This is a genomic window from Pseudomonas sp. IT-232MI5 (assembly GCF_949767845.1).
In the GTDB taxonomy this organism is placed as follows: Bacteria; Pseudomonadota; Gammaproteobacteria; order Pseudomonadales; family Pseudomonadaceae; genus Aquipseudomonas.
Map to the genome: position 1 here is coordinate 167,487 of NZ_CATKQE010000002.1, position 21,081 is coordinate 188,567.

12 protein-coding genes are annotated in these 21,081 nt (G+C 58.9%); 5 read left to right on the plus strand and 7 right to left on the minus strand.

Features of this window, described 5'->3' with window-relative positions; genetic code table 11:
• Positions 1 to 313: 313 nt before the first annotated feature.
• The 3 genes from ACM6JQ_RS02150 to ACM6JQ_RS02160 all read left to right on the plus strand — a co-directional run bounded on the left by ACM6JQ_RS02150 (position 314) and on the right by ACM6JQ_RS02160 (position 7,284).
• Positions 314 to 3,907, plus strand: coding sequence for a hypothetical protein (locus tag ACM6JQ_RS02150; RefSeq protein WP_414893148.1), 3,594 nt, complete (start codon positions 314 to 316; stop codon positions 3,905 to 3,907).
• 305 nt (positions 3,908 to 4,212) lie between these two features.
• Positions 4,213 to 5,634: an amino acid permease gene (locus ACM6JQ_RS02155; RefSeq protein ID WP_414893149.1), complete on the plus strand. Its 1,422-nt coding sequence runs from the start codon at positions 4,213 to 4,215 to the stop codon at positions 5,632 to 5,634.
• A gap of 165 nt (positions 5,635 to 5,799) precedes the next feature.
• Complete coding sequence (locus tag ACM6JQ_RS02160) at positions 5,800 to 7,284, plus strand: glucosyltransferase domain-containing protein (RefSeq protein WP_414893150.1); 1,485 nt, start codon at positions 5,800 to 5,802, stop codon at positions 7,282 to 7,284.
• A 60-nt stretch (positions 7,285 to 7,344) separates the two neighbouring features.
• Here ACM6JQ_RS02160 and ACM6JQ_RS02165 read toward each other — a convergent pair whose 3' ends face one another.
• Both ACM6JQ_RS02165 and ACM6JQ_RS02170 read right to left on the minus strand, forming a co-directional pair.
• Complete coding sequence (locus ACM6JQ_RS02165) at positions 7,345 to 8,964, minus strand: FMN-binding glutamate synthase family protein (protein ID WP_007949595.1); 1,620 nt, start codon at positions 8,962 to 8,964, stop codon at positions 7,345 to 7,347.
• A 171-nt stretch (positions 8,965 to 9,135) separates the two neighbouring features.
• Positions 9,136 to 9,936 carry a helix-turn-helix transcriptional regulator gene (locus tag ACM6JQ_RS02170; protein WP_007916767.1) on the minus strand — a complete coding sequence of 267 codons (801 nt, stop codon included), beginning with the start codon at positions 9,934 to 9,936 and terminating at the stop codon, positions 9,136 to 9,138.
• A 125-nt stretch (positions 9,937 to 10,061) separates the two neighbouring features.
• Here ACM6JQ_RS02170 and ACM6JQ_RS02175 point away from each other — a divergent pair, with 125 nt between their 5' ends.
• Entirely contained in the window at positions 10,062 to 10,883 is an 822-nt protein-coding gene (locus ACM6JQ_RS02175; protein WP_007916765.1) for a carbon-nitrogen hydrolase family protein, read from the plus strand.
• 357 nt (positions 10,884 to 11,240) lie between these two features.
• On the plus strand, positions 11,241 to 12,566 hold the full coding sequence (locus tag ACM6JQ_RS02180) for an APC family permease (protein ID WP_007916762.1): 1,326 nt from the start codon (positions 11,241 to 11,243) through the stop codon (positions 12,564 to 12,566).
• A 7-nt stretch (positions 12,567 to 12,573) separates the two neighbouring features.
• Here ACM6JQ_RS02180 and ACM6JQ_RS02185 read toward each other — a convergent pair whose 3' ends face one another.
• From ACM6JQ_RS02185 to ACM6JQ_RS02205, 5 genes are read right to left on the minus strand one after another with little or no spacing between them, the layout of a single operon-like run.
• Positions 12,574 to 13,977 (minus strand): ATP-binding protein, encoded by a 1,404-nt coding sequence (locus tag ACM6JQ_RS02185; RefSeq protein WP_414893151.1) that lies wholly within the window; start codon positions 13,975 to 13,977, stop codon positions 12,574 to 12,576.
• A complete protein-coding gene (locus ACM6JQ_RS02190) occupies positions 13,974 to 15,788 on the minus strand; it encodes a DAHL domain-containing protein (protein WP_095112354.1) in 1,815 nt (604 codons plus the stop codon). Before ACM6JQ_RS02190 ends, ACM6JQ_RS02185 begins: the two co-directional genes overlap by 4 nt.
• Entirely contained in the window at positions 15,785 to 16,738 is a 954-nt protein-coding gene (locus ACM6JQ_RS02195) for a cytochrome-c peroxidase (RefSeq protein WP_414893152.1), read from the minus strand. Before ACM6JQ_RS02195 ends, ACM6JQ_RS02190 begins: the two co-directional genes overlap by 4 nt.
• A 40-nt stretch (positions 16,739 to 16,778) precedes the next feature.
• On the minus strand, positions 16,779 to 18,653 hold the full coding sequence (locus ACM6JQ_RS02200; RefSeq protein ID WP_414893153.1) for a putative bifunctional diguanylate cyclase/phosphodiesterase: 1,875 nt from the start codon (positions 18,651 to 18,653) through the stop codon (positions 16,779 to 16,781).
• Positions 18,650 to 20,908: an EAL domain-containing protein gene (locus tag ACM6JQ_RS02205; protein WP_042704859.1), complete on the minus strand. Its 2,259-nt coding sequence runs from the start codon at positions 20,906 to 20,908 to the stop codon at positions 18,650 to 18,652. The genes ACM6JQ_RS02200 and ACM6JQ_RS02205 overlap by 4 nt, the downstream gene beginning before the upstream one ends.
• Positions 20,909 to 21,081 lie beyond the last annotated feature (173 nt).

The following is a 21,081-nucleotide window of genomic DNA, read 5'->3' on the forward strand; positions in this document are numbered from 1 at the left end:
GTTTCAGGAAGCGATTTTTTTTGTTGTAACAGTAATCTCAAGATTCTCATTTGTTATGTTAAGAAGCATTTTTGGATGCGCGTCTGGGCGGGTCAAATGAATGTCTGTCTTTGCTGTGCGCCAAGTTATGGCGGTCGGTGTCTGTTGTTTATAATGTTCTGTGACATTCACTAAGTAACAGTTTTTTCATGGTTGTTGATTAAATTGTTGTCTGTCGGTGTTGGCGCGCTATATCGGTAATGGTTCTTCGGTTTATGTTCTGCCGAATTCATTATCTACTTTGGATTCTATTAATCCCGTCAAGGAACAACAGATGTCTGAATCCAATGTAGACGTTGTTGCTGAAGTATCGTTATCCGAAAATGATCAGCTGGAAAAAATCGCAACTTTTCTGCAAGTCGAAAAAGTCACTGTCCATCCGTTTGCTGACTTTGCCGGAGCATTATCCTGGCCGATTCCACTGACGGTCGCGCAGCAAAAAGAGGCCTTGCACGCCACGAGTGTTTATCTGGACAGCCTCGATATTGTGTCGATACCCGGTGCCGGAGTACTGGACTACCTGGACGCTGACGAGCCGCTTTCAAATGCGGCACTGAGTGATCCGCACTCGGCATTGGCTCGCCTTATTACCAGTCCTCGCGGGCAGGCGCTGGGGCAGGCGATCCAGACCCGCTTGAACGGAATCGCCACGGATGTCAGCGCCAGGGAATACGCAATGGCTGGCATCCATTTGAGCCTGCATGAGGGGGATATTGATCAACCGTCGCCTCGCAAAGTTGCCGGTTTCGACCTGGCCGGGGAGAAACTTTGGGGCAGACCTGTTTCGGCGGTTTTTGGCAATCTGACTGATTACCTGATCAAGGAACGTCTTAGTAGCCGGAAACTGGCTGGATTGACGGCGGCACTGTTGCTGCTTCGCAAGGCGCCCGAGTTTCTCGTCAAGCAGTTGCCTGCCAGTTTGAAATACGGCACGACGGCATGGTTCAACCTGAGAGTCGCTGCGCGAACGATTGAGGCTCACACACCCGGAAAAGTGGCGTATATGACGTTTGCCCAAGTCATGGCCAGTGCAGAAAGCGCTGCGCGGATCGACTCGCAAGTTGCGCCGCAAGTCAATGCCGCCGCCCTGGCAGATTGGGGCGTGGTCAGCGGCGTATTGCAGAAGAATAATGATGAACATTACCCCCAGGACGAGTTGGAAAACGTCAAGACACACTACAACCGGCAACTCGCTGACCGCCTCAATGCTTCGATCCTGTTGAACAGCGAACTTCCGAGCCGCAAAGCCATCGCGAAGCACAGACTCAAGCAAAAATTCAAAGGCGACATTCCTTTTGAAGAGCGGCTGCTGCAACAGCCCACTGTGGCCGCTGTTGACGGTGCCTTCTTGTACCCGACCCTGAACGGTCGATATTCGCTGCTCGACATCGCCATGATGGGAGGCCCTCCCTACTATCAATGGACGACCCGCGATCCTCGCTTGCAGCCGCTGCTTGACCAGATCAATGCGCCGCTGGAACTCGGTGTAGTCGACGCCTTCCAGACTCAATTCGAGAGTGCCGTCAGTAACATCAAGCAAGGTTCCCGGCTGCTGGTTAAACATCTGCTCGCCGAGTTGCCTCTGGAGGACAGGAAAAATCTCGAATACGGCCAAGTCTCTTTTTACCAATACAAGACTTACCGTTTGAGTATGGGCTTTTTCGGCAAAAACCTGACATCCACACATGGCACCCTGCGAGTGAAAGTTGATCTGGGCCATGAGTCGAAGCTTTATGAGATCGATCTCAAGCAAGGCGTTATTCATACCCGCAGCTACGATCCAGAGGAGGTGACGGAACGCACCGATGCTTTTGTTCCGAGCATCCAGTACACCATCGAACCGTTCAAGCTGGCTGACGAGTCGAAGGCCGGGAAGCTCCTGCCACAGACCGCAAACAGAACTTCGGTGCCCGCCAGTTACTCGAGCGAGAGGACCGAGCTGATTGCCCACGCCTTTGTTGAACATCTCGATCTGGACAGCGAGGCCATTCTGAAGGCCGCCAGTGGCCAGACTACGCAAGACCGGGAAAACGCAGCGGTGCAGAAGGTTATTGATTTCGTGGTCGACCTGATCCCGTTCAAGTCGGCGATCACCAATTTCGTCAAAGGCAACTATTTCGACGGTGCGATGGATCTGTTTTTCGATGTATTGGGATTCGTGACTGCCGGTGCGAGTGTTGCCGCGAAATTGGCCAGGATAGGCGTTTCCACGGCATCAGCCATCAGCAAGACACTCAAGGCTGCGAGAATAATTGGCGCGGTGGTGATTACCGAACTCAACCCGTTGACCGCTCTGCGCGACGTGGGGGTGGGAGTTACCCGGCTTGTCGGTCACGGGCTCCAATTCATCGGAAGGCACGGTCTGCAGCAAATCATGAAATTACGCAAGGCGATGGACCTCAGCGAATTGGTGCAGATGTTGCGTAAAGAACACGGGCCGACGCTGATCGGTGCCTGGAAAATAAACGGACTAAGTGTCGACGGCCTCGGTGTGCTGAAAAACGAGCAGTGGTATCACTACAATCCGCTGAGCAATCGTCTTTATGGCTCGCCGGGTGATTTCCGGCCCAAGCCTGGCCGCTTCGCACTGGGCGGATTCGACAATAACGACTTCAAGCGCTTCACTTTTAAGCCAGCGGAACTCAGTGGACTTGAAGCCAATGCCCACGGTATTTATCGCAGTGCCGATGGCCAGCGCTTCTATATCCGCAACATCGATGCAACCGGCAAGGAAGCGGTGTATGGCATCAGGAATGATTTCAATCTGAAAGTTGATTTAACGGACGTGGTGATTGTTGATCCTTTGAACAATCGTCCCCACGGTCCCCGACTCTGGCAAGTCGCGCCGGATCAATGGCAGCCAGTTTCACTGCGCGGCGGCGATCTTCCGCCGGGGGCGGCAGACGTCCCGGCTGGCGAGATTGTTGATGAAAGTGCCAGTGTCAGCCATCAGCTCGTATACACCTCAAGCAATCCGCTGCGTCCGGACCCGGCATTTGTGCGCGAGCGGCTGCCCAACGGTTTATGGGAGCCCGTTATCGAAGCCGTCACTAAAAGTGAAGTTGAGCACTTGGCGTACGATTGGGGTGAGTCTTCCCTGATGCAATATTCGTTTCAGCTCACCAGCATCAATGAAGCGTTGTCGCCAGCGCAGTTGAGCCGGTTTACGGTGGCAACAGGGTTGTTGCAGCCGGTTCGAGTCAACTACAGCGACGAGATCACGAAACGACTGGTCAACAAGCAGGGCGGTTCGAGTTTCGCCTTTGTCATGGAACGCATTCAGCCCGTCAATTCGCCCCGGGCTGAATTCAATGCACTGAAAATTCATGACCCCAAATTCGGCAAACTTCCGCAACCATCGAATGCCGTGGTGGGTTATTGGGCAGCGCAGGGAGGCTATGTCGATATCCCGATCCATCCCAAGTGGGGCGAGCCCGATCATGTATTTACGCCAGGCTTCGGTGGCTGTTCGTTGGTGGTCGATCAGTTGGACGCCAGTCGCCTGCGGGTACGGCATGTCGAGGGTGGAAAGGAACTCGCTCAATACAACGGCCTCGCCACTCATGAACATGGCTTGGGTCTCAGCGCGTCCATGGAATATCCGGACTATGGATTGCGCGTGAATGCAAGCGGACAGGTAGACTCGAGGATGGTGGGTTTCGCCTTCATGAAGTACGACCATTCGGCGCGGTCCTGGAAGTTGCATTTCCAGATCAGCGAAGGCGCTGCAACAATCGTAAAATATTCCTCGGCGAAACCTGGCTGGATAACGCGGCCGGACACATTGGTCGGCGTCCACCCCAATTCCAGAGTTACCAAAGTGGTGACCAGACCGGTGCTGATCATTGATACGGTGGGCGCCGGGTAATGTGACGCTGCACCATCCTTGTGCAATACTCGCCGCCATTTTCGGTGGCGAGTTTTCCTACTTGTGCCAGTTGATCCAACGGGTCTGCTGGCCTTCTCGCGACAACTCCCGCTGAATCTTGTGGTTTATAGAGTGAAAAATCCTGCCTCAGGCTTTTTATACTGCACGCCCCGCTGATCTTGCAGGTTCTCTTGCAGGACGCGTCTGCCCACGAGGCAGGCGCGGTTTCACAGCAGCCAAGGCTTATCGGCCGACGCTTCGACACTCGGTGGTCATATCCAATAACAAGACGAGGTTGTCCCCCTATGCCAACTGGCAATCACCTGCCTCACGGCGACACCGCTCAGGGCGGTCCGCTCAAACGCGAACTCGGCGAACGGCATATTCGCCTGATGGCACTCGGTGCCTGTATTGGCGTCGGTCTGTTTTTAGGTTCCGCCAAGGCCATCGAAATGGCCGGTCCGGCGATCATGCTGTCGTACATTCTGGGTGGTCTGGCGATCCTGGTGATCATGCGCGCCCTCGGCGAGATGGCCGTGCACAATCCGGTCGCCGGCTCGTTCAGTCGCTACGCCCAAGACTACCTCGGCCCATTGGCGGGCTTCCTCACGGGCTGGAACTACTGGTTCCTGTGGCTGGTGACCTGCGTCGCGGAAATCACCGCGGTGGCCGTGTACATGGGCATCTGGTTTCCCGACGTGCCGCGCTGGATCTGGGCCCTCGCGGCGCTGATCAGCATGGGCTCGGTCAACCTGATCGCGGTCAAAGCCTTCGGTGAATTCGAGTTCTGGTTCGCCCTGATCAAGATCGTCACCATCATCGCCATGGTCATCGGTGGCGTCGGCATCATCGCCTTCGGTTTCGGTAATGACGGTGTGGCGCTGGGGATTTCCAACTTGTGGGCCCACGGCGGCTTCATGCCCAACGGCGTGACCGGCGTGCTGATGTCGCTGCAAATGGTCATGTTCGCCTACCTCGGTGTCGAGATGATCGGCCTGACCGCCGGTGAAGCGAAGAACCCGCAAAAGACCATTCCTGATGCGATCGGCTCGGTGTTCTGGCGGATTCTGCTGTTTTACGTCGGCGCGTTGTTCGTGATTCTGTCGATCTACCCGTGGAACGAAATCGGCACGCAAGGCAGTCCGTTCGTGATGACCTTCGAGCGTCTGGGCATCAAGACCGCCGCCGGCATCATCAACTTCGTGGTAATCACCGCCGCGCTGTCGTCGTGCAACGGTGGCATCTTCAGCACCGGGCGCATGCTCTACAGCCTGGCGCAGAATGGCCAGGCGCCGGCCGGTTTTGCCAAGACGTCGAATAACGGCGTGCCGCGTCGTGCATTGTTGTTGTCGATCGCTGCCTTGCTGTTGGGCGTGCTGCTCAACTATCTGGTGCCGGAAAAAGTCTTCGTCTGGGTGACTTCGATTGCCACCTTCGGCGCGATCTGGACCTGGGTGATGATCCTGCTGGCTCAGCTGAAATTCCGCAAAGGCCTGAGCGCCAGCGAACGTGCCGGCCTCAAGTACAAGATGTGGCTGTACCCGGTCAGTTCGTACTTTGCCCTGGCATTTCTGGTGCTGGTGGTCGGCCTGATGGCGTACTTCCCGGACACGCGCGTGGCGCTGTATGTAGGCCCTGCGTTCCTAGTGCTGCTGACGGTGTTGTTCTACGTGTTCAAGCTGCAACCAAGTAACGTGACACAAGGTGCTGCGCGTTCGGCGTCTTAAGTAAAAAACGCTGATACAGCCAAGCCCCGATCGCGAGATCGGGGCTTTTTTGTGGGGGCTGGTGCCGCCCGACCACTGGTCTGAAACAGCGATACAAAACCGCCGTGGCCGCTCAAAGCTTTATCACACAGCGCTTCCCGCGCAGTCGTGAACAGAGGCGCCGCCATGAGGATCAGCGATTTTGTCGTTCGCGAGCTCGGTCGTCGCCAGGTTCTGCTGTTCTTTGTGCTGGCGACCGGGTTGTATGTTCTGCCGTTGATCCTCGCCGACTTTCCTTACATCGACGACAACTGGCGCGCACTGGCCGCCGGTAATGCCTGGGCCGGTTACGGGCGGCTGTTTGCCGACTGGCTGTATCAGGTGTTGACGTTCACCGGCGCTGCGCCGGATGTCTTCCCTTTGCCTTTGCTGCTCGCCACCTTGGCGATGAGTCTGGCACTGACCCGGCTGACGTTTCACTACTTTGTCGAGCCGACGCTGGCCTGTTGTCTGGTGCCATTGCCGCTCTGGTACAACCCGTTCCTGCTGCAGAATCTCTCCTATCAGTACGACGGGCCAAGTATGGCGTTGAGTCTAGTCGCGATGATCTACGCGATCACCTTTCACGGTGCGACTCGGGTGCAGCGCTGGCTGATACCGGCGTTACTGATTGCACTGGGCACAGGGTTGTACCAGATCAGCGTCAACGTCTTTCTTGGCTTGTGTTGTGTGGAGTTGCTCAGGGCGTTGCACCGGCAAGTATCGTGGACTGAGGTCTGGCTTTTGCTTGGCGGCAAGCTTGCGCAGCTCGGTCTGGGCATCGCGATCTATGGCGTCACCGCGTATCCGTTCATGACAGCCGGGCGCTATTCAGAACGGCTCGATGGGGCAGGGCATCCATTCCTGCAGATCGGCACGAACATGGGCCGCGTGCTGGAAAAAACCGCGCTGTTGTTTCACGGCGGATATCTTTGGGTGTTTGCCGCTTTGGTGCTTTGTGCGTTCTTGGGGCTGGCCCGTCTCGGTCGTCCGGATCGGCGCGCAAGTCATGTGATCCTGGGCCTGACGGTTTTTGCTGTATTGGTGCTACTGGTGCCAGGTATCACGCTGTTGTTTCGCGACTTCAACGAGGGCGCGCGCACGTTGATGGGGTTTGGCGTGCTTCTGGTGTGTTTGTTTTATCTCAGCCGTCTGGCGCTGGCGGCGCATAACCGCTGGTTGCCCTTGCTGCTGATCATCCCGCTGCTGGCGACGTTGTCGCTGTCGTTTGCCTACGGCCGCGTGTTGAGCATGCAGAAAACCTTCGCCACTGCTGCCCTGTACAGCCTCGGTCACGACATCGTCACCCATCGCGAACTGCGAGAAGCCAAGCGTATATACCTGTCGATCAACTACTCCGATCGCTGGCTGGCCAGCGCCGAGGGATCGTTCAGGCAACTGCCGGTTTTGCGTTATCTGCTCAATGTCGACTACTACATGCTCGCGGAAAACCTGCCTTCGGTGGGCATCACCAACGTGGTTGCCGAACGTGAGCGCCGCAATGCCACGCACGTTGGCTATCTGCAATATCCAGCGCTGGTGGAAAGCCTGTATTACCGCATTTATCTGCTCGGCGATTACGGGTTTATCGTCATGAAGGAGCCGCCGCACGGGCGGTTGTTGCAATGGTGAGTGCTGATTATTCGTCGGGAGGAACGCGCCAGTCTGCGGTGCAGACCGGCGCTTTTGTCGTTATGCCGCGGCCACTTCCTGCGGCTCGAAACTGTCCGCCCGCGCCATCTGCCACATCCGCGAGTAAAACTCGCCATTCACTTCCCCGGTAAGCAATTCCCCCGGTTTCAAGAACACGTGCAACTGCGAGAACAACTTGATCTCGGTCGCCGACATGCGCCGCACCAGATGCTTGGCTGACAGTTGTGATGGATGTTCGAGCCCGGCCGCCGCGAGCATTTCCGCCAGCGCCTTCAAGGTGTTGCGGTGGAAGTTGAATACACGCTGGGCCTTGTCCGGCACCACCAGCGCACGTTGGCGCAAGGCATCCTGAGTCGCTACGCCGGTCGGGCATTTGTTGGTGTGGCAGCTTTGCGACTGGATGCAGCCGATGGCGAACATGAAACCGCGCGCGGAGTTGGCCCAGTCGGCGCCGATGGCCAGCACGCTGGCGATGTCGAAGGCGCTGACGATCTTGCCGCTGGCGCCGAGTTTGATCTTGTCGCGCAGGTTTAAACCGACCAGGGTGTTGTGCACAAACAGCAGGCCTTCGCGCATCGGCACGCCGATGTGGTCGGTAAATTCCACCGGTGCGGCGCCGGTGCCGCCCTCCTTGCCGTCGACGACGATGAAGTCCGGGAGGATGCCGGTTTCCAGCATGGCTTTGGCGATGCCCATGAATTCCCACGGGTGGCCGAGGCAGAACTTGAAACCGACCGGTTTGCCGCCGGACAGCTCTCGCAGTTGCTGAATGAACTGCATCATTTCGATCGGCGTGGAAAACGCGCTGTGGCGTGACGGCGAGACGCAATCTTCGCCCATCAGGATGCCACGGGTTTCGGCGATTTCCTTGGTGACTTTGTGCTTGGGCAGGATGCCGCCGTGGCCGGGTTTGGCGCCTTGGCTCATCTTGATTTCGATCATCCGCACTTGCGGGTTCTGCGCTTGGGCGGCGAAGCGTTCCGGGTCGAAACGGCCGTCGCTGGTGCGGCAACCGAAATAGCCACTGCCCAGTTCCCAAGTCAGGTCGCCGCCATGTTCGCGGTGATAGGGGCTGATGCTGCCTTCACCGGTGTCGTGGGCGAAGTTGCCGAGTTTCGCGCCTTGGTTCAACGCGCGAATGGCGTTGGCGCTGAGCGAACCGAAGCTCATCGCCGAGATGTTGAACACCGACGCCGAGTACGGCTGGCTGCACTGCGGGCCGCCAACGGTGACGCGGAAACTGCTCGGGTCGCTCAGCGGTGCCGGACGCATCGAGTGGCCGATGAATTCAAAACCGGATTGATAGACATCGATCAGCGTGCCGAACGGTTTGTCGGCGGTTTCGTTTTTCGCTCGCGAGTAGACCAGCGAACGTTGCGCGCGGGAGAAGGGCAGGGCGTCGCTGTCGGACTCCAGCAAATACTGGCGGATCTCCGGGCGGATGCCTTCGACCAGGTAACGGATGTTGCCGAGGATCGGGTAGTTGCGCCGTACCGCGTGGGGGCTTTGCAGCAGGTCGAACAGACCGATCAGGCTCAGTACGCCGGTGACGGCGGTGATTGGCCATAGCCAGTCATGTTCGAGGAACGGCAGGCTGGCGAGGGTGAACATCACACAGACGGCAAAGAAGGCGTAGCGGCTCAGGAGTGACAGGCTCATACGGTTTCCTTGGTTCGGACTCGGAATAATCAGCGAAGATTGAGGGATAGACACATTCCCTTGTAGGAGTGAGCCTGCTCGCGATAGCGATATATCAGCTACGAATGATTTGACTGACCCGACGTCATCGCGAGCAGGCTCACTCCTGCATAAAGCAACTTCACCAAACGATCAGGCGTTTTGTGCCTGAAGAAATATCGAAAACAGCTCGGACTGGGATTTGATCCCCAGCTTGCTGTACATGTGTTTCTTATGGACTTTCACGGTTTCTACGGAGATTTCCAGCTTACGGGCGATTTCTTTGCTGGAGCAACCGCTGAGCATCAAACGTCCGACATCCAGTTCCCGGGCGGTCAACTGCGCGCCCTTGAGTTGCTGCACCGACGCCTCCAGTTGCACCCGCCAATCGGTCGGCGCGGGGGCGGTGGCGAGGGCCACGGTCTCGTTGATTTCATAAGGCAGGCGCTGACGCAACAAGCCCAGCACCCAAGGCTGGATCAATGACAGCAAGGCGATCTGTTCGCCAGTGAAACGTTTTTCACTGCCCAGCGACAGACACAACGTGCGCTCACCTTCGAGCTGACAATTGAACTGGATTTCGTCCGCCACGACATTCAGACGAAAGTATCGCTGGTAATACTCGGTCAGTTCGAAATGCTCCGGCGCCACTTCTGACAGGCGATACAAACCGGTGCGCGTTTGCTCACGGCAGGCGATGTAGAACGGGTCAAGCAGGTACAGGCCACGCAGATAATCCTGAAACAACGGATCAGGGCTGCCGTCTGCGCCGGGGCATTCGGCGAAGACTTGCGGGTGTTGATCGGCGCTGAACAGCAACGCCACCCAGCTATCGAACGGCACGTACTGGTCGAGCAACCGCACCAGTTGCGCCCAGAAATTCGGCTTGTCGAGCGCGTCGATCAGTTGCCCGACGGCGCGGTGCCAGGTGATGTCGTCAAACGAAAGTGTCATCGATCTACCCCTATCGGGTTACCCCGGCCGCGTAATTCCCTGGCCGCTCGCTTGCTGCGCATACTGGCCCACAGACAGCCACCGGGCAATCTTTCCGCGCCCGTCGCTCAGCACAAGGAATTCCCATGAAAGTCGAACTCGCCCAACTGGCGGGCCGTGACAATGCCACGGCCTACAACCTCGAACGCGCCCTGGCGGCGATTGCCGCGTGCGCGGCCGATACGCAATTGATGGTGTTCCCGGAAACCCACCTGATGGGCTTCCCGACAGCCGAAACCGTGGCGCAAACCGCCGAATCCGTCGACGGCCCGACCGTCAGTGCGGTGCTGGCCGCTGCGCGCGAACGCAACATCGCCGTGGTGATCGGCATGGCCGAGAACGACAACGGCCATTTCTACAACACCACGCTGCTGATCACCCCTCAAGGCATCGCCCTGAAATATCGCAAGACCCATCTGTGGGCGTCGGATCGCGGCGTGTTCGAGGCCGGCGACCGCTATGCCACGTGCGAGTGGAACGGTGTGCGTATTGGCCTGTTGATTTGCTACGACATCGAGTTTCCGGAGTCGGCCCGTGCCTTGGCACAACTGGGTGCGGAACTGTTGATCGTGACCAACGGCAATATGGATCCGTACGCGCCGACGCACCGCACCGCGATCATGGCTCGCGCGCAGGAGAATCAGGCCTTTGCGTTGATGGTCAATCGCGTGGAGGCGGGGGATGACGGTTTGATGTTTGCCGGTGGCAGTGCGTTGGTCGATCCGCTGGGGACGCTGCTGTTCGAGGCCGGGCGTGAGGAAGGGACGTTCTGCGTTGAACTGGATTTCGCGCGGTTGGAGATTGCGCGCAGGGATTACCGCTATCTGGATGATCAGCGTTTGAAGTTGCCGGGGGAGGTGCTGGAGCGTGGCGATGGTGTTCGCGAATTGTTGATTCCACGCCGTTGACCGCTGCCCTCACCCTAGCCCTCTCCCAGGGGGAGAGGGGACTGTCCGAGTTGATTATCCGAGGTACGCCGACCTGCAATACCGAGTCGAACTGAGGATTTGAAACTGCGAATCAAACTCAGGATTTGAAACTGCGAATTCAAGTCGAGCTCAGGATCTGAAACCCATGGAGATCGGCTCCCTTTCCCCCTCTACCCCTTGGGGGCGGTCCGACGTTTCGGGAGGGCTGGGGTGAGGGGGAAGAGATTTCAAGTCGAACAAAAAACTCAAGCAACACCAGAACAATAAAACCAACCCGAAAACATTCGCCGAACCCGGCTCTGCCATAAATCCAATAACATTCGGAGTAAGTCGCCCATGGCTCGTTTGCAACGCACCCTTTCATTAGGGTCGGTGGTGCTGTTCGGCATCGCCTACATGACGCCGATCATTGTCCTCGGCACCTTCGGCATCCTCGCTCAATCCACCGCTGGCATGGTGCCCGCCGCGTATCTGGCGGCGCTGGTGGCGATGTTCTTCACCGCCATGAGCTACGGGCGCATGGCCGCCGCGTTCCCCGTCGCCGGTTCCGCTTACAGCTACGTGCGCAAGGCGATCAGCCCGAAACTCGGCTTTATCGCCGGTTGGGCGGTGTTGCTCGATTACCTGTTTCTGCCGATGGCGATCTGGTTGATCGGCGCGGCTTATCTGGCCTCGGCGTTCCCGTCGATCCCGCAATGGATCTGGGTGCTGGCGTTCATCGGCATCACCAGCGCAATCAACATCATTGGCCTGAAACTGGCCAACGGCATCAACGCCTTGCTGATGCTGGTGCAGTTTCTGGTGCTGATTGCTTTCGTCGCGCTGTGCGTGCACTACATTGGCGGCGATGCGGGCACGCCGTTGTGGTCGATCAAACCGTTCTTCAACGGCGACATGCAGATGCCGCTGATCATGAGCGGCGCGGCGATTGCCTGCTATTCGTTCCTCGGTTTCGATGCGGTCAGCACCCTGACCGAAGAGACCCGCGACCCACGCCGCACCATTCCAAGGGCGATCATGTTGATCACCTTGATCGGCGGACTGATCTTCGTCGGTGTTTCGTATTTCGTGCAGATCGCGCACCCGTCGTTCCAGTTCGACAGTGTCGATTCGGCCGCCTATGAAATCGCCCGCAATATCGGCGGCGATCTATTCGTGTCGATTTTCCTCATCGGTCTGATTGTCGGCCAGTTCGCCTCGGGACTGTCGGCGCAGGCCAGCGGCTCGCGACTGCTGTTCGCCATGGGCCGCGACGGCGTGCTGCCCAAGTCATTTTTCGGCACCTTGCACGCGCGCTTCGGCACACCGGTCAACAGCATCCTGCTCTGTGCCGTGGTGGCGTTGCTGGCGCTGAAACTCGATGTGACCACCTCGACTTCGTTCATCAACTTCGGCGCTTTCCTGGCGTTCAGTCTGGTCAACCTGTCGGTGATCTTTCATTACTGGATCGGCGGTGAGAAAAAAGGTCCGCGCGAGTGCCTGCTGTTTCTGGTTTTCCCGTTTATCGGGCTGGTGGCGGACTTGTGGCTGATGGTCAGCCTTGATCATCTGGCGGTGTATCTGGGGCTGAGCTGGCTGGCGATCGGCGTGGTGTACCTGGCGGTGCTCACTGGTGGTTTCCGTCGGCAGCCGCCGGAGATGGACTTTCAGGAAACCACCTGAAGCGCCCTCAGGCAGCGGGCCGGTTCTGGCGCATCGGCAATTCGACGCGAAAGGTCGTGCCGACGCCCGGTTCGCTGCGTACGGAAATGTCGCCACCGTGCTTTTTGACGATGCCGTAGGACAGGGACAGGCCCAGCCCGGTGCCTTGGCCGACGGGTTTGGTGGTGAAAAACGGATCGAAGATTTTCTGCAGGATGTCCGGCGCAATCCCCGCGCCGGTGTCCGCGACTTCCACCCAGGCCGTGTCTTGTTGCTGCCCGGTGCGCAGGGTGATGGTGCCGCGCTCGGGGCCCATGGCCTGCGCCGCATTGACCACCAGGTTCATGATCACTTGATTGATTTGCGACGGCAGGCACTCGATGTCCGGCAGGGGCTGGTACTCCTTGATCAGGTCGGCCTTGTACTTGAGTTCGCTGGCGACGATGTTCAGGGTCGACTCGATGCCTTGTTGCAGATTGGCCCACTGCCATTGCTGCTGGGTATCGACCCGGGAGAAATCCTTCAGGTCCTTGACGATCTGCCCGACCCGGCCAATGCCTTCCTTGGATTCGCGGATCAGCACCGGGATGTCCTCGAGCAGAAAATCCAGGTCGGCGTCTTTGCGCAATTGCTCAAGCCGCGCCACGGACTCACTGTCTGGCATTGGCCCAAGCGTCTGCCAGGCGTCGAGTACGCTGAGCAATTGTTTGAAGTAGCCGTCCAGCGTGCCGAGGTTGGAGGAGATAAAGCCGATCGGGTTATTGATTTCATGGGCCACGCCCGCCGCCATTTGCCCCAGTGAGGCAAGTTTTTCCGACTGCACCAACTGACTTTCCAGTTGCTTGCGCTCATCGATTTCCCGCTGCAGTTCTTCGCTGGCCTGCTTGAACTGGGCCGTGCGTTGATCGACCAGATGTTCCAGGTGATGCATTTGCAATGACGCCCGTTCGGTCATCTGCCATTTGGTCAGCAGGGTGTTGGCCATCTGCTGCACTTCGATGTTGTCGAACGGCTTCTTCAGAATCAGCAAGCGGTCATGCGCCTGCAGACGCTCCAGCAGTTCATCCCAGGAATAATCCGAGTAGGCGGTGCAGACCACCACTTGCAACTGCGGATCCTGCTGCCACAGATGCTCGATGGTTTTCGCGCCGTCCCAGCCGTCGGGCATGCGCATGTCGACAAAGGCCAGCGCGTAGGGGCGTTGTTCTGCCAGGGCCTGTATCAGTTTGCCCAGGCCCTCTTCGCCGCCATAGGCGGAATCGAGTTCGAACAGTGGGCGCTGGGGGCGTGTCTGGGCACCGAACAGTGCCGCTTCCATCTCGTCCAGTTCCACGGACTGCGCCGCCGGCGGCGCGAGAATCTTGCGAAAGTCTTCATGAATCGACGGCATGTCGTCGATCAGCAGAATGCGGCGGTTCGACAGCTCGCTCATGCGTTCTCCGTGACGCTGATCAGGGGGATCTGCAAGGTGAACAGCGCACCCTGGCCCGGGCCGTCGCTGTGCGCGGTGAGGTGGCCATTCATCTCGATAGCCGCCAGGGCGCAACTGTGCAGGCCGAAGCCGTGGCCTTCCTTGCGGGTGGTGAAACCGTGGGCAAAGATTCGCGTCATGTTTTCCGGCGCAATGCCTTCGCCGTCATCCTTGACGCTGATCTCAAGGAAATTGTTATCGACGATCCTGACCGCCAGGGTCATGGTGCGGGGGCGGTTGCTGAGGTCGGACATGGCGTATTTGGCGTTGCTGATGAGGTTGATCAGGATCAGCAGCAATCGGTGTTTGTCGCCCATCACCTGCGGCACTTCGGCGTACTCCCGGACCACCGTGACATGGTGGCGGGTCAGGGCACCGGCGTTCATGCGCAACGCGTCTTCGAGCAATTCGTTGATGAACAGCGGTTCGGTCATGCTGTTGGCGCCTGCATAGGATTGCTGGGTGGCGACGATGTCCTTGATGTGATCGACGCTTTTGTTCATCTGATTCAATTCGTCGAGCATTTCCTGTTGTTCCTGGGCAATCGCGACCACCAGTTGGTTGAGGTAACCGGGGAGCAATTTGCCTTTGGCGTCTTCGCTGAGGAACGCGCCGAGGTCATCCGGGTGTTCATTGATCAGTTGCATGGCCTTGCCCAGGCCTTGGCTCTTGCTGTTGCGCAGCTTGCGCGTGATCAGGTCGCTGGAGATGTTCACGCTGTTGAGCACGTTGCCGACGTTGTGCAGCACATTGGTGGCGATTTCCGCCATGCCGGCCTGACGTGCCGCGTCGAGCAGTTCGCTCTGGGCGTCCTTGAGTTCGCGGGTGCGTTCTTCGACCCGTTGTTCCAGCGCATCGTTGGCCGTTTGAAGCGCATTATTGACCCGGTTGATTTCGGCGAAGCTGCCGATCAGGCGGATGGCCAGCCACACCAGCGACAACATCAACAGCACCGAAAACAGCAGCAGGTAGAAGTGGTATTGCCGGTCGACCTGATCGGCGCGCTGCTGATCGTGATCGAGCATGGTGGTGATGTTGTCGAGGCTGTCAGCCACGGGGATGTTTTCGATGTTTTCGAGCAACTGGTTGACCAGTGGCTGTTCGCGAGCAATCAGTGAGATATGGCTGCTCAGGATTTTGATCGGGGTCTGAAACGCCGGCGGCAGGCGTTGTGCATTGACCTTCAGCTTGTTCAGGCCGACCTCGATGTCGGCGGCCCGGTCGTCGGAGGTGACCTGGGCGAACTCAAGGGCGCTGAGCAGCAAGTCGTAGGTATCGGTGATGATGTTTTGCAGCTGCAATTTATCGAAGTCCGACAGGCTCGCCAGTTGCTGCTGGATGTCGTCTTCAGCGGTGGGTAAAAAAGCCAGGGAGTTACGCAACAGCGCGTTGTGCGATTTGAACTGTTCGACCAGACGGGTCTTTTCCTGCATCGCCTGCAGGAAACGCTCGTGAGCTTCGTTCCATTGCGCCGAGTCTTTACGCCCGTGCCCGGACTCGATCGCTTCGAAGCGCGCCCAGAGCCGGTTCATTTCGTTCATCGGCGACACCAGCGGATCGTAGTTGTGGGTGAGCGCCACTCGCGCCTTGAGAATTTCGTTTTCCCACAGCGAGTTCTGCTGTTTGATCTGCCGGATCAGATCCCGTGATTCGGTGTACGTCATGCTCTGGTCAGAGCTGGATTTCAAGTACAGAAACAGCAGAGTCGAGGCCAGCGCCAGGGCGACCAGGGTCAGCAACAACAGGCTGCGTCGCCGCGAGATGTTGATCATGGCTTGTCTCTCCCTTGGCCGGTGAGGGTGGTGAGAAACAGAATGATCAGTGTTTTGTCCTCTTCACTCGGTAAGCGCCCCAACTGGTACCGGAACATCACATCCACAGCATCTTCGAGGGTGAGCGCCGAACCGTCGTGAAAGTACGGCGCGGTGATCGCGACATTGCGCAGGCTCGGCACCTTGAACACGGCCCGGTCGGCTTCGTCGCCAGTCACGTTGAAGCGGCCCTGATCGGCCACGGTCGGATTGCCGCGGTCGGCAATGTAATCGCCGAACACACCGAACTTCTGGAACATGTTGCCGCCGATGTTCACCCCTTGATGGCAGGCAATGCAGCCGTATTCCTTGAAGCGCTGGTAACCGTATTTTTCCTCCAGAGTGAGGATGTCGGTGTTGCCGAGCAGGTATTGATCGAAGCGTGAGTTGGGCGTCAGCAGGGTGCGTTCAAAACTGGCCAGCGCCTGCTGGACATTGGCCTGGGTCACGCCGTCCGGGTAGGTGGCGGCGAAATCACGACGATAGTCGGGGTCGTTGCCGATGCGTTCGATCACGGTGCGCCAGTCGCTGCCCATTTCATGGGGGCTGGTGATGACGACATTGCTTTGTTCCTCCAGCGTTTTGACGCGGCCATCCCAGAACTGACGAAAGTTGAGGGCCGCGTTGAACACGGTCGGTGTGTTGACCGCTACCGGTTTACCGTCGAAGCCCAGTGACAAGGCGCGGCTGTCGGCCCCGTTCTTGTCGAGTTGGTGGCAGCTGGCGCAGGACAGCGTGTTGTTGATCGACAAGCGTGGCTCGTGGAATAACCGTCGACCGAGTTCCACGCGCCGGGCATCCTGTTGCGGCACTGCGGGCAACGGTTTGAGCGGCTCGTCCAGTGGCTCGGCACTGGCGCCGACGCAGAGTCCGCACAGCAGCAACGCCATGGCGTGGTGGAACAGGCTCATCGGCAAATGTCTCCCTGACTCAAGGCCGTTTTTACAGTGATCATTCAATCGCCCAGGGCGTGGGTTGCGTACCAGCGAGCAACTGCGCAAACGTGTCTGCCGGCAGCGCCTTGCTGAAAAAGTAGCCTTGGCCCTCTTCGCAGTGGTGGGCCTTGAGAAACGCCAGTTGTTCGGCGGTTTCGATGCCCTCGGCGATGACGTTCAGGCCCAGGCTCTTGCCCAGGTTGATGATCGCGCTCACCAGCGCGGCATCGCTGCGGTCGTTGCACAGGTTGCGAATGAACGATTGGTCGATCTTCAGCACATCGATGGGAAACCGCCGCAGGTAGCTCAGGCTGGAATAACCGGTGCCGAAGTCGTCGATGGCCAGCCGCGTGCCTAGCGTTTTCAGGCGGTTAAGTGCTGTCATCGTCGCTTCGACGTTTTGCATCAGCACGCCTTCGGTGATTTCCAGTTCCAGCCATTCGGGCGCCAGACCAGTCTGTTGCAGTACGCGTTCGATGCCGGCGACGAAGTCACGCTGGCGAAAATCGATGGGTGAAGTGTTGACCGACATGCGGATCGGCGGCAGTCCGGCCAGTTGCCAGGCACGGGTCTGCCGACAGGCTTCAGCCAGCACCCATTTGCTCAACGGCACGATCAGGCCACTGTCCTCGGCCACCGGGATGAAGTCCGCCGGATAGATCCAGCCATGCCCGGGTTTTTGCCAGCGCAGCAGTGCTTCGGCACCCACCACGGCGGCCGTGCGCAGGTCGATTTTCGGCTGATAGTGCAGGACGAATTCATGTTCCTGCAGGGCGCGGCGAATGCCCGACTCGATGCTGTGCTGTTCCCGGGCGTGCTGGTTCATGGCTTCGATAAAGAAGCCGATGTTGTCAGGCCCCAGTTCCTTGACGTTGCGCATCGCGGTCTCGGCCTTCTTGATCAGCTCGGTGGCTTCGAGGCCGTCATCGGGGTAGACGCTGATGCCGACGCTGGCAGTGACGCTGACATCGTGACCGGCAATCGTCTGCGGCAAGCGAATGGCCGTGAGGAGTTTTTCCGCGACGGCGTGGGTTTGCTGAGGGTGGTTGATGTCGCCGAGGATCACTACGAACTCGTCTGAGCCGTAGCGAAACACCGAGTCCGAATCACGCACACAGGTCAGCAGTTGTCGGGCGACCCGTTTGAGCATCTCGTCGCCCGCCGGATGGCCCAGCGCATTGTTGATGCGCTTGAAGCGATCCAGGCCGAGAAACATCACCACCAGTTGTTTGTCATGCCGTCGGCACACCGCTATGGCCTGGCTCAGGCGATCACCGAGCAGGGTGCTGTTGGGCAGTTCAGTGAGGCTGTCGTATTGCAGCAGGTGCGAAACCTTGAGCAGTTCGTGCACCCGCGCCTCGATGGTTCGCTCAAGGCTGAGCATCTTCAGCGCCGCGTCTTGCGCCAGTTGCCATTTCCACGTCAGGGCGTTGGCCATCTGGCGGATTTCCAGACTGTCGAACGGCTTTTTCAGGATCAGCAACTGGTCGCCAAACTCCAGCCGTTCGGCCATCGCCTCCCAGCTGTAGTCGCTGTAGGCGGTGCACAAGGCGATTTGCAAATTCGGGTCGACTCGCCACAGTTGCTCAATGGTTTCCAGGCCGTCCCAGCCGGGCGGCATGCGCATGTCGATAAAGGCGAGGGCGTAGGGATTGCCACTGGCCAGTGCCCGGTTGACCAGCGCCAGCGCTTCCTGGCCCTGATAGGCGGAGTCGAGCTGGAAGCTCAGGTGCGGCGTCTGCTGAGTGCCGAACAACGTTTGCTCCAGTTGCTGCAAATCCGCTGCGTCTGAAACCTGTGGCGCAAGGATCTTGCGAAAGTCATCGTGGATCGCCGGCGTGTCGTCGATGATCAGGATGCGCCGGTTGGTCTGGGGAAAAGGCGCTTTCATGCCTCGTCCTCCTTCGGTGCGAGGAGGGAACTGTCCTTGAGCAAATGCCCGGCCTGTTCGGCGCTGACCGCCGCGCTGAAATACAGGCCCCGGGCACTGGGCAGCGCGGCTGCGGCAGAGGGCGCGCGCGGCTGCTCCGGCGATGGCTGGCCTTCAGCGATGATGCCGATGCCCAAGTCCCGGGCGAAGTTGACGATCGCGCGCAGGGCATTGGCGCCGGCGACATCGTGGGCGGCACTGTCGACGAAACTCTGCGCCAGTTTGAGGTGATTGACCCGGTAGGTTTTCAGATAGTCGAACGATGAGTATTCGGTGCCGAAATCATCGATGGCGATGGCCACGCCCAGTTCACGCAGGCGCGGCAGCGCATCGTTGTGCGTCCACTTGGTCTGGGCCAGCGTGGCCTCGGTGACATCGAAGCGCAGCTCCCAAGGGGCGAGCTCCCAGCGGGCGGTGGTGCGCAGCACGTTGTAGATCAGTTCCGGGCCGCTCTTGAGTTGCGCCAGCGAGAGTTTGATCGCCATCACCGGCGGCGCGACGCCTTCGTTACGCCACAGATGCATCTGCTGGCAGGCGTGATCCAGCACCCAGCGTCCGAGCGGAATGATCGCGCCGGTTTTCTCCGCAATCGGCACGAAGTCGGCGGCCGCCAGCAGACCGCGGCGGGGATGCTGCCAGAGGACTTGCGCCTCCATGCCGAGAATTCGGCCGCTGTGCAGATCGATTTCCGGCGCATACCGCAGCATCAGTTCATTGCTCTCGAGGGCGGTCATCAATTCGCTGACGAGGGTCATGCGTTCGGCCACTTCCCGGGAGATTTCCTCGGAGTGGAAGTGGTACTGGTTGCGGCCCATTTCCTTGGCGCGGTACAGCGCCATGTCGGCCTGCCCGAGCAGCGCGTCGGCATCGAGGCTGAGGTCGCTGTAACTACTGATGCCGATGCTCACCGAAATATGCAACGCATTACCGGCCAGGTGGTAGGGCGCCAGCAGCGTGTCGCGGATGTTGGCAGCCATCGTGGCCGATTGGGTCGGGTCGCTGACGTCCAGTTGCAGGATCGCGAATTCATCGCCGCCCAGGCGCGCCACTACGTCACTTTCGCGGACGCCGAACTTGATACGCCGGGCGACCTCCTGCAGCAGCAGATCGCCCACCGGGTGGCCCAGGGTGTCATTGATCCGTTTGAAATGGTCGAGGTCCAGGTAGAACACCGCGAACGGCATGGCGCCCCGTCGCGCGGCAGCAAACGCCTGATGCAGGCGTTCGATCAACGTGGCGCGATTGGCCAGGCCCGTCAGGCCATCGGAGCGCGCGAGCAAGGCCAGTTTTTCCTCGGCCAGGCGGCGTTCGGTGATGTCGAGGATGATGCCTTCGACTTCCAGCAGGCGGCCGTCCTGATCGCGCACCGGAATGTAGCGGTTCTCCACCCAGCGCCAGGTGCCCTGGCCGGTGCGCATGCGGAATTCGATGGACGCGCCCGACGCATGCCGATCCAGCACCCGGGCCATGGCCGCATCTACGTTCGCCTGATCGTCCGGATGAATCAGTGCCTGCGCCCAGTCGGGCGACCCCACCAGATCGGCGGCGACATGACCGTAACGGGTGATGTTGTGGGAGATATACATTAGCGCAAACGAGGGTTCGCCGCGCAAACGGTAAAGAATGGTCGGGCTGTTCTGCACGATCATATTGGCATCGGACAGCTCGCGGGTGCGCTCCTGCACCGCAGCTTCCAGCAGGGTCATCTTCAGCTCGGCGTCTTCGGTCATCTGCCATTTGACCGTGAGGGCGCTGGCCATCTGCCGTATCTCGATGGCGTCGAAGGGCTTTTTCAGGATCAGCAACCGATCGTTCAGCGCCAGACGTCGGTCGATGTCCTCCCAGGAATAATCGGAATAGGCCGTGCACAGCGCAACTTGCAGCTTGGGGTCGATCTGCCACAGCCGTTCGATGGTCTCCAGGCCATCCCAGCCCGGCGGCATGCGCATGTCGATGAAGGCCATGGCGTAGGGACGGTTTTGCGCCAGTGCGGCCTGGAGTTTTTCCAGGGCTTCGCGGCCCTGAAACGCCGAGTCCAGTTCGAAATGTTGGGATTGCTGTACTGAAGGGGTGCCGAACAGCAGGCTCTCGGTTTCGCCCAGACCATCGTCGCCGGGGATGACCGGACAGAGAATCTTGGCGAAATCGCCATGGATTGCCGGGCTGTCGTCAACGATCAGCACACGGCGATTGATGTGCACGGTTGCTGCTGTCATGCCGCGCCGCCCGTGGGGAGGCATGCTGTGATCATCCGGGGCATCCTTTTCCCTCGCCATTTGCCTGCTTGTATCAGCCGATGGTGTCTTGCGCTGTCTTCAGCATAGTCGGCTCCTCGGTACTACGCTTTCGGCCCCGGACAAAGATCGGCGTGAATGCCGGCGAAAATCAT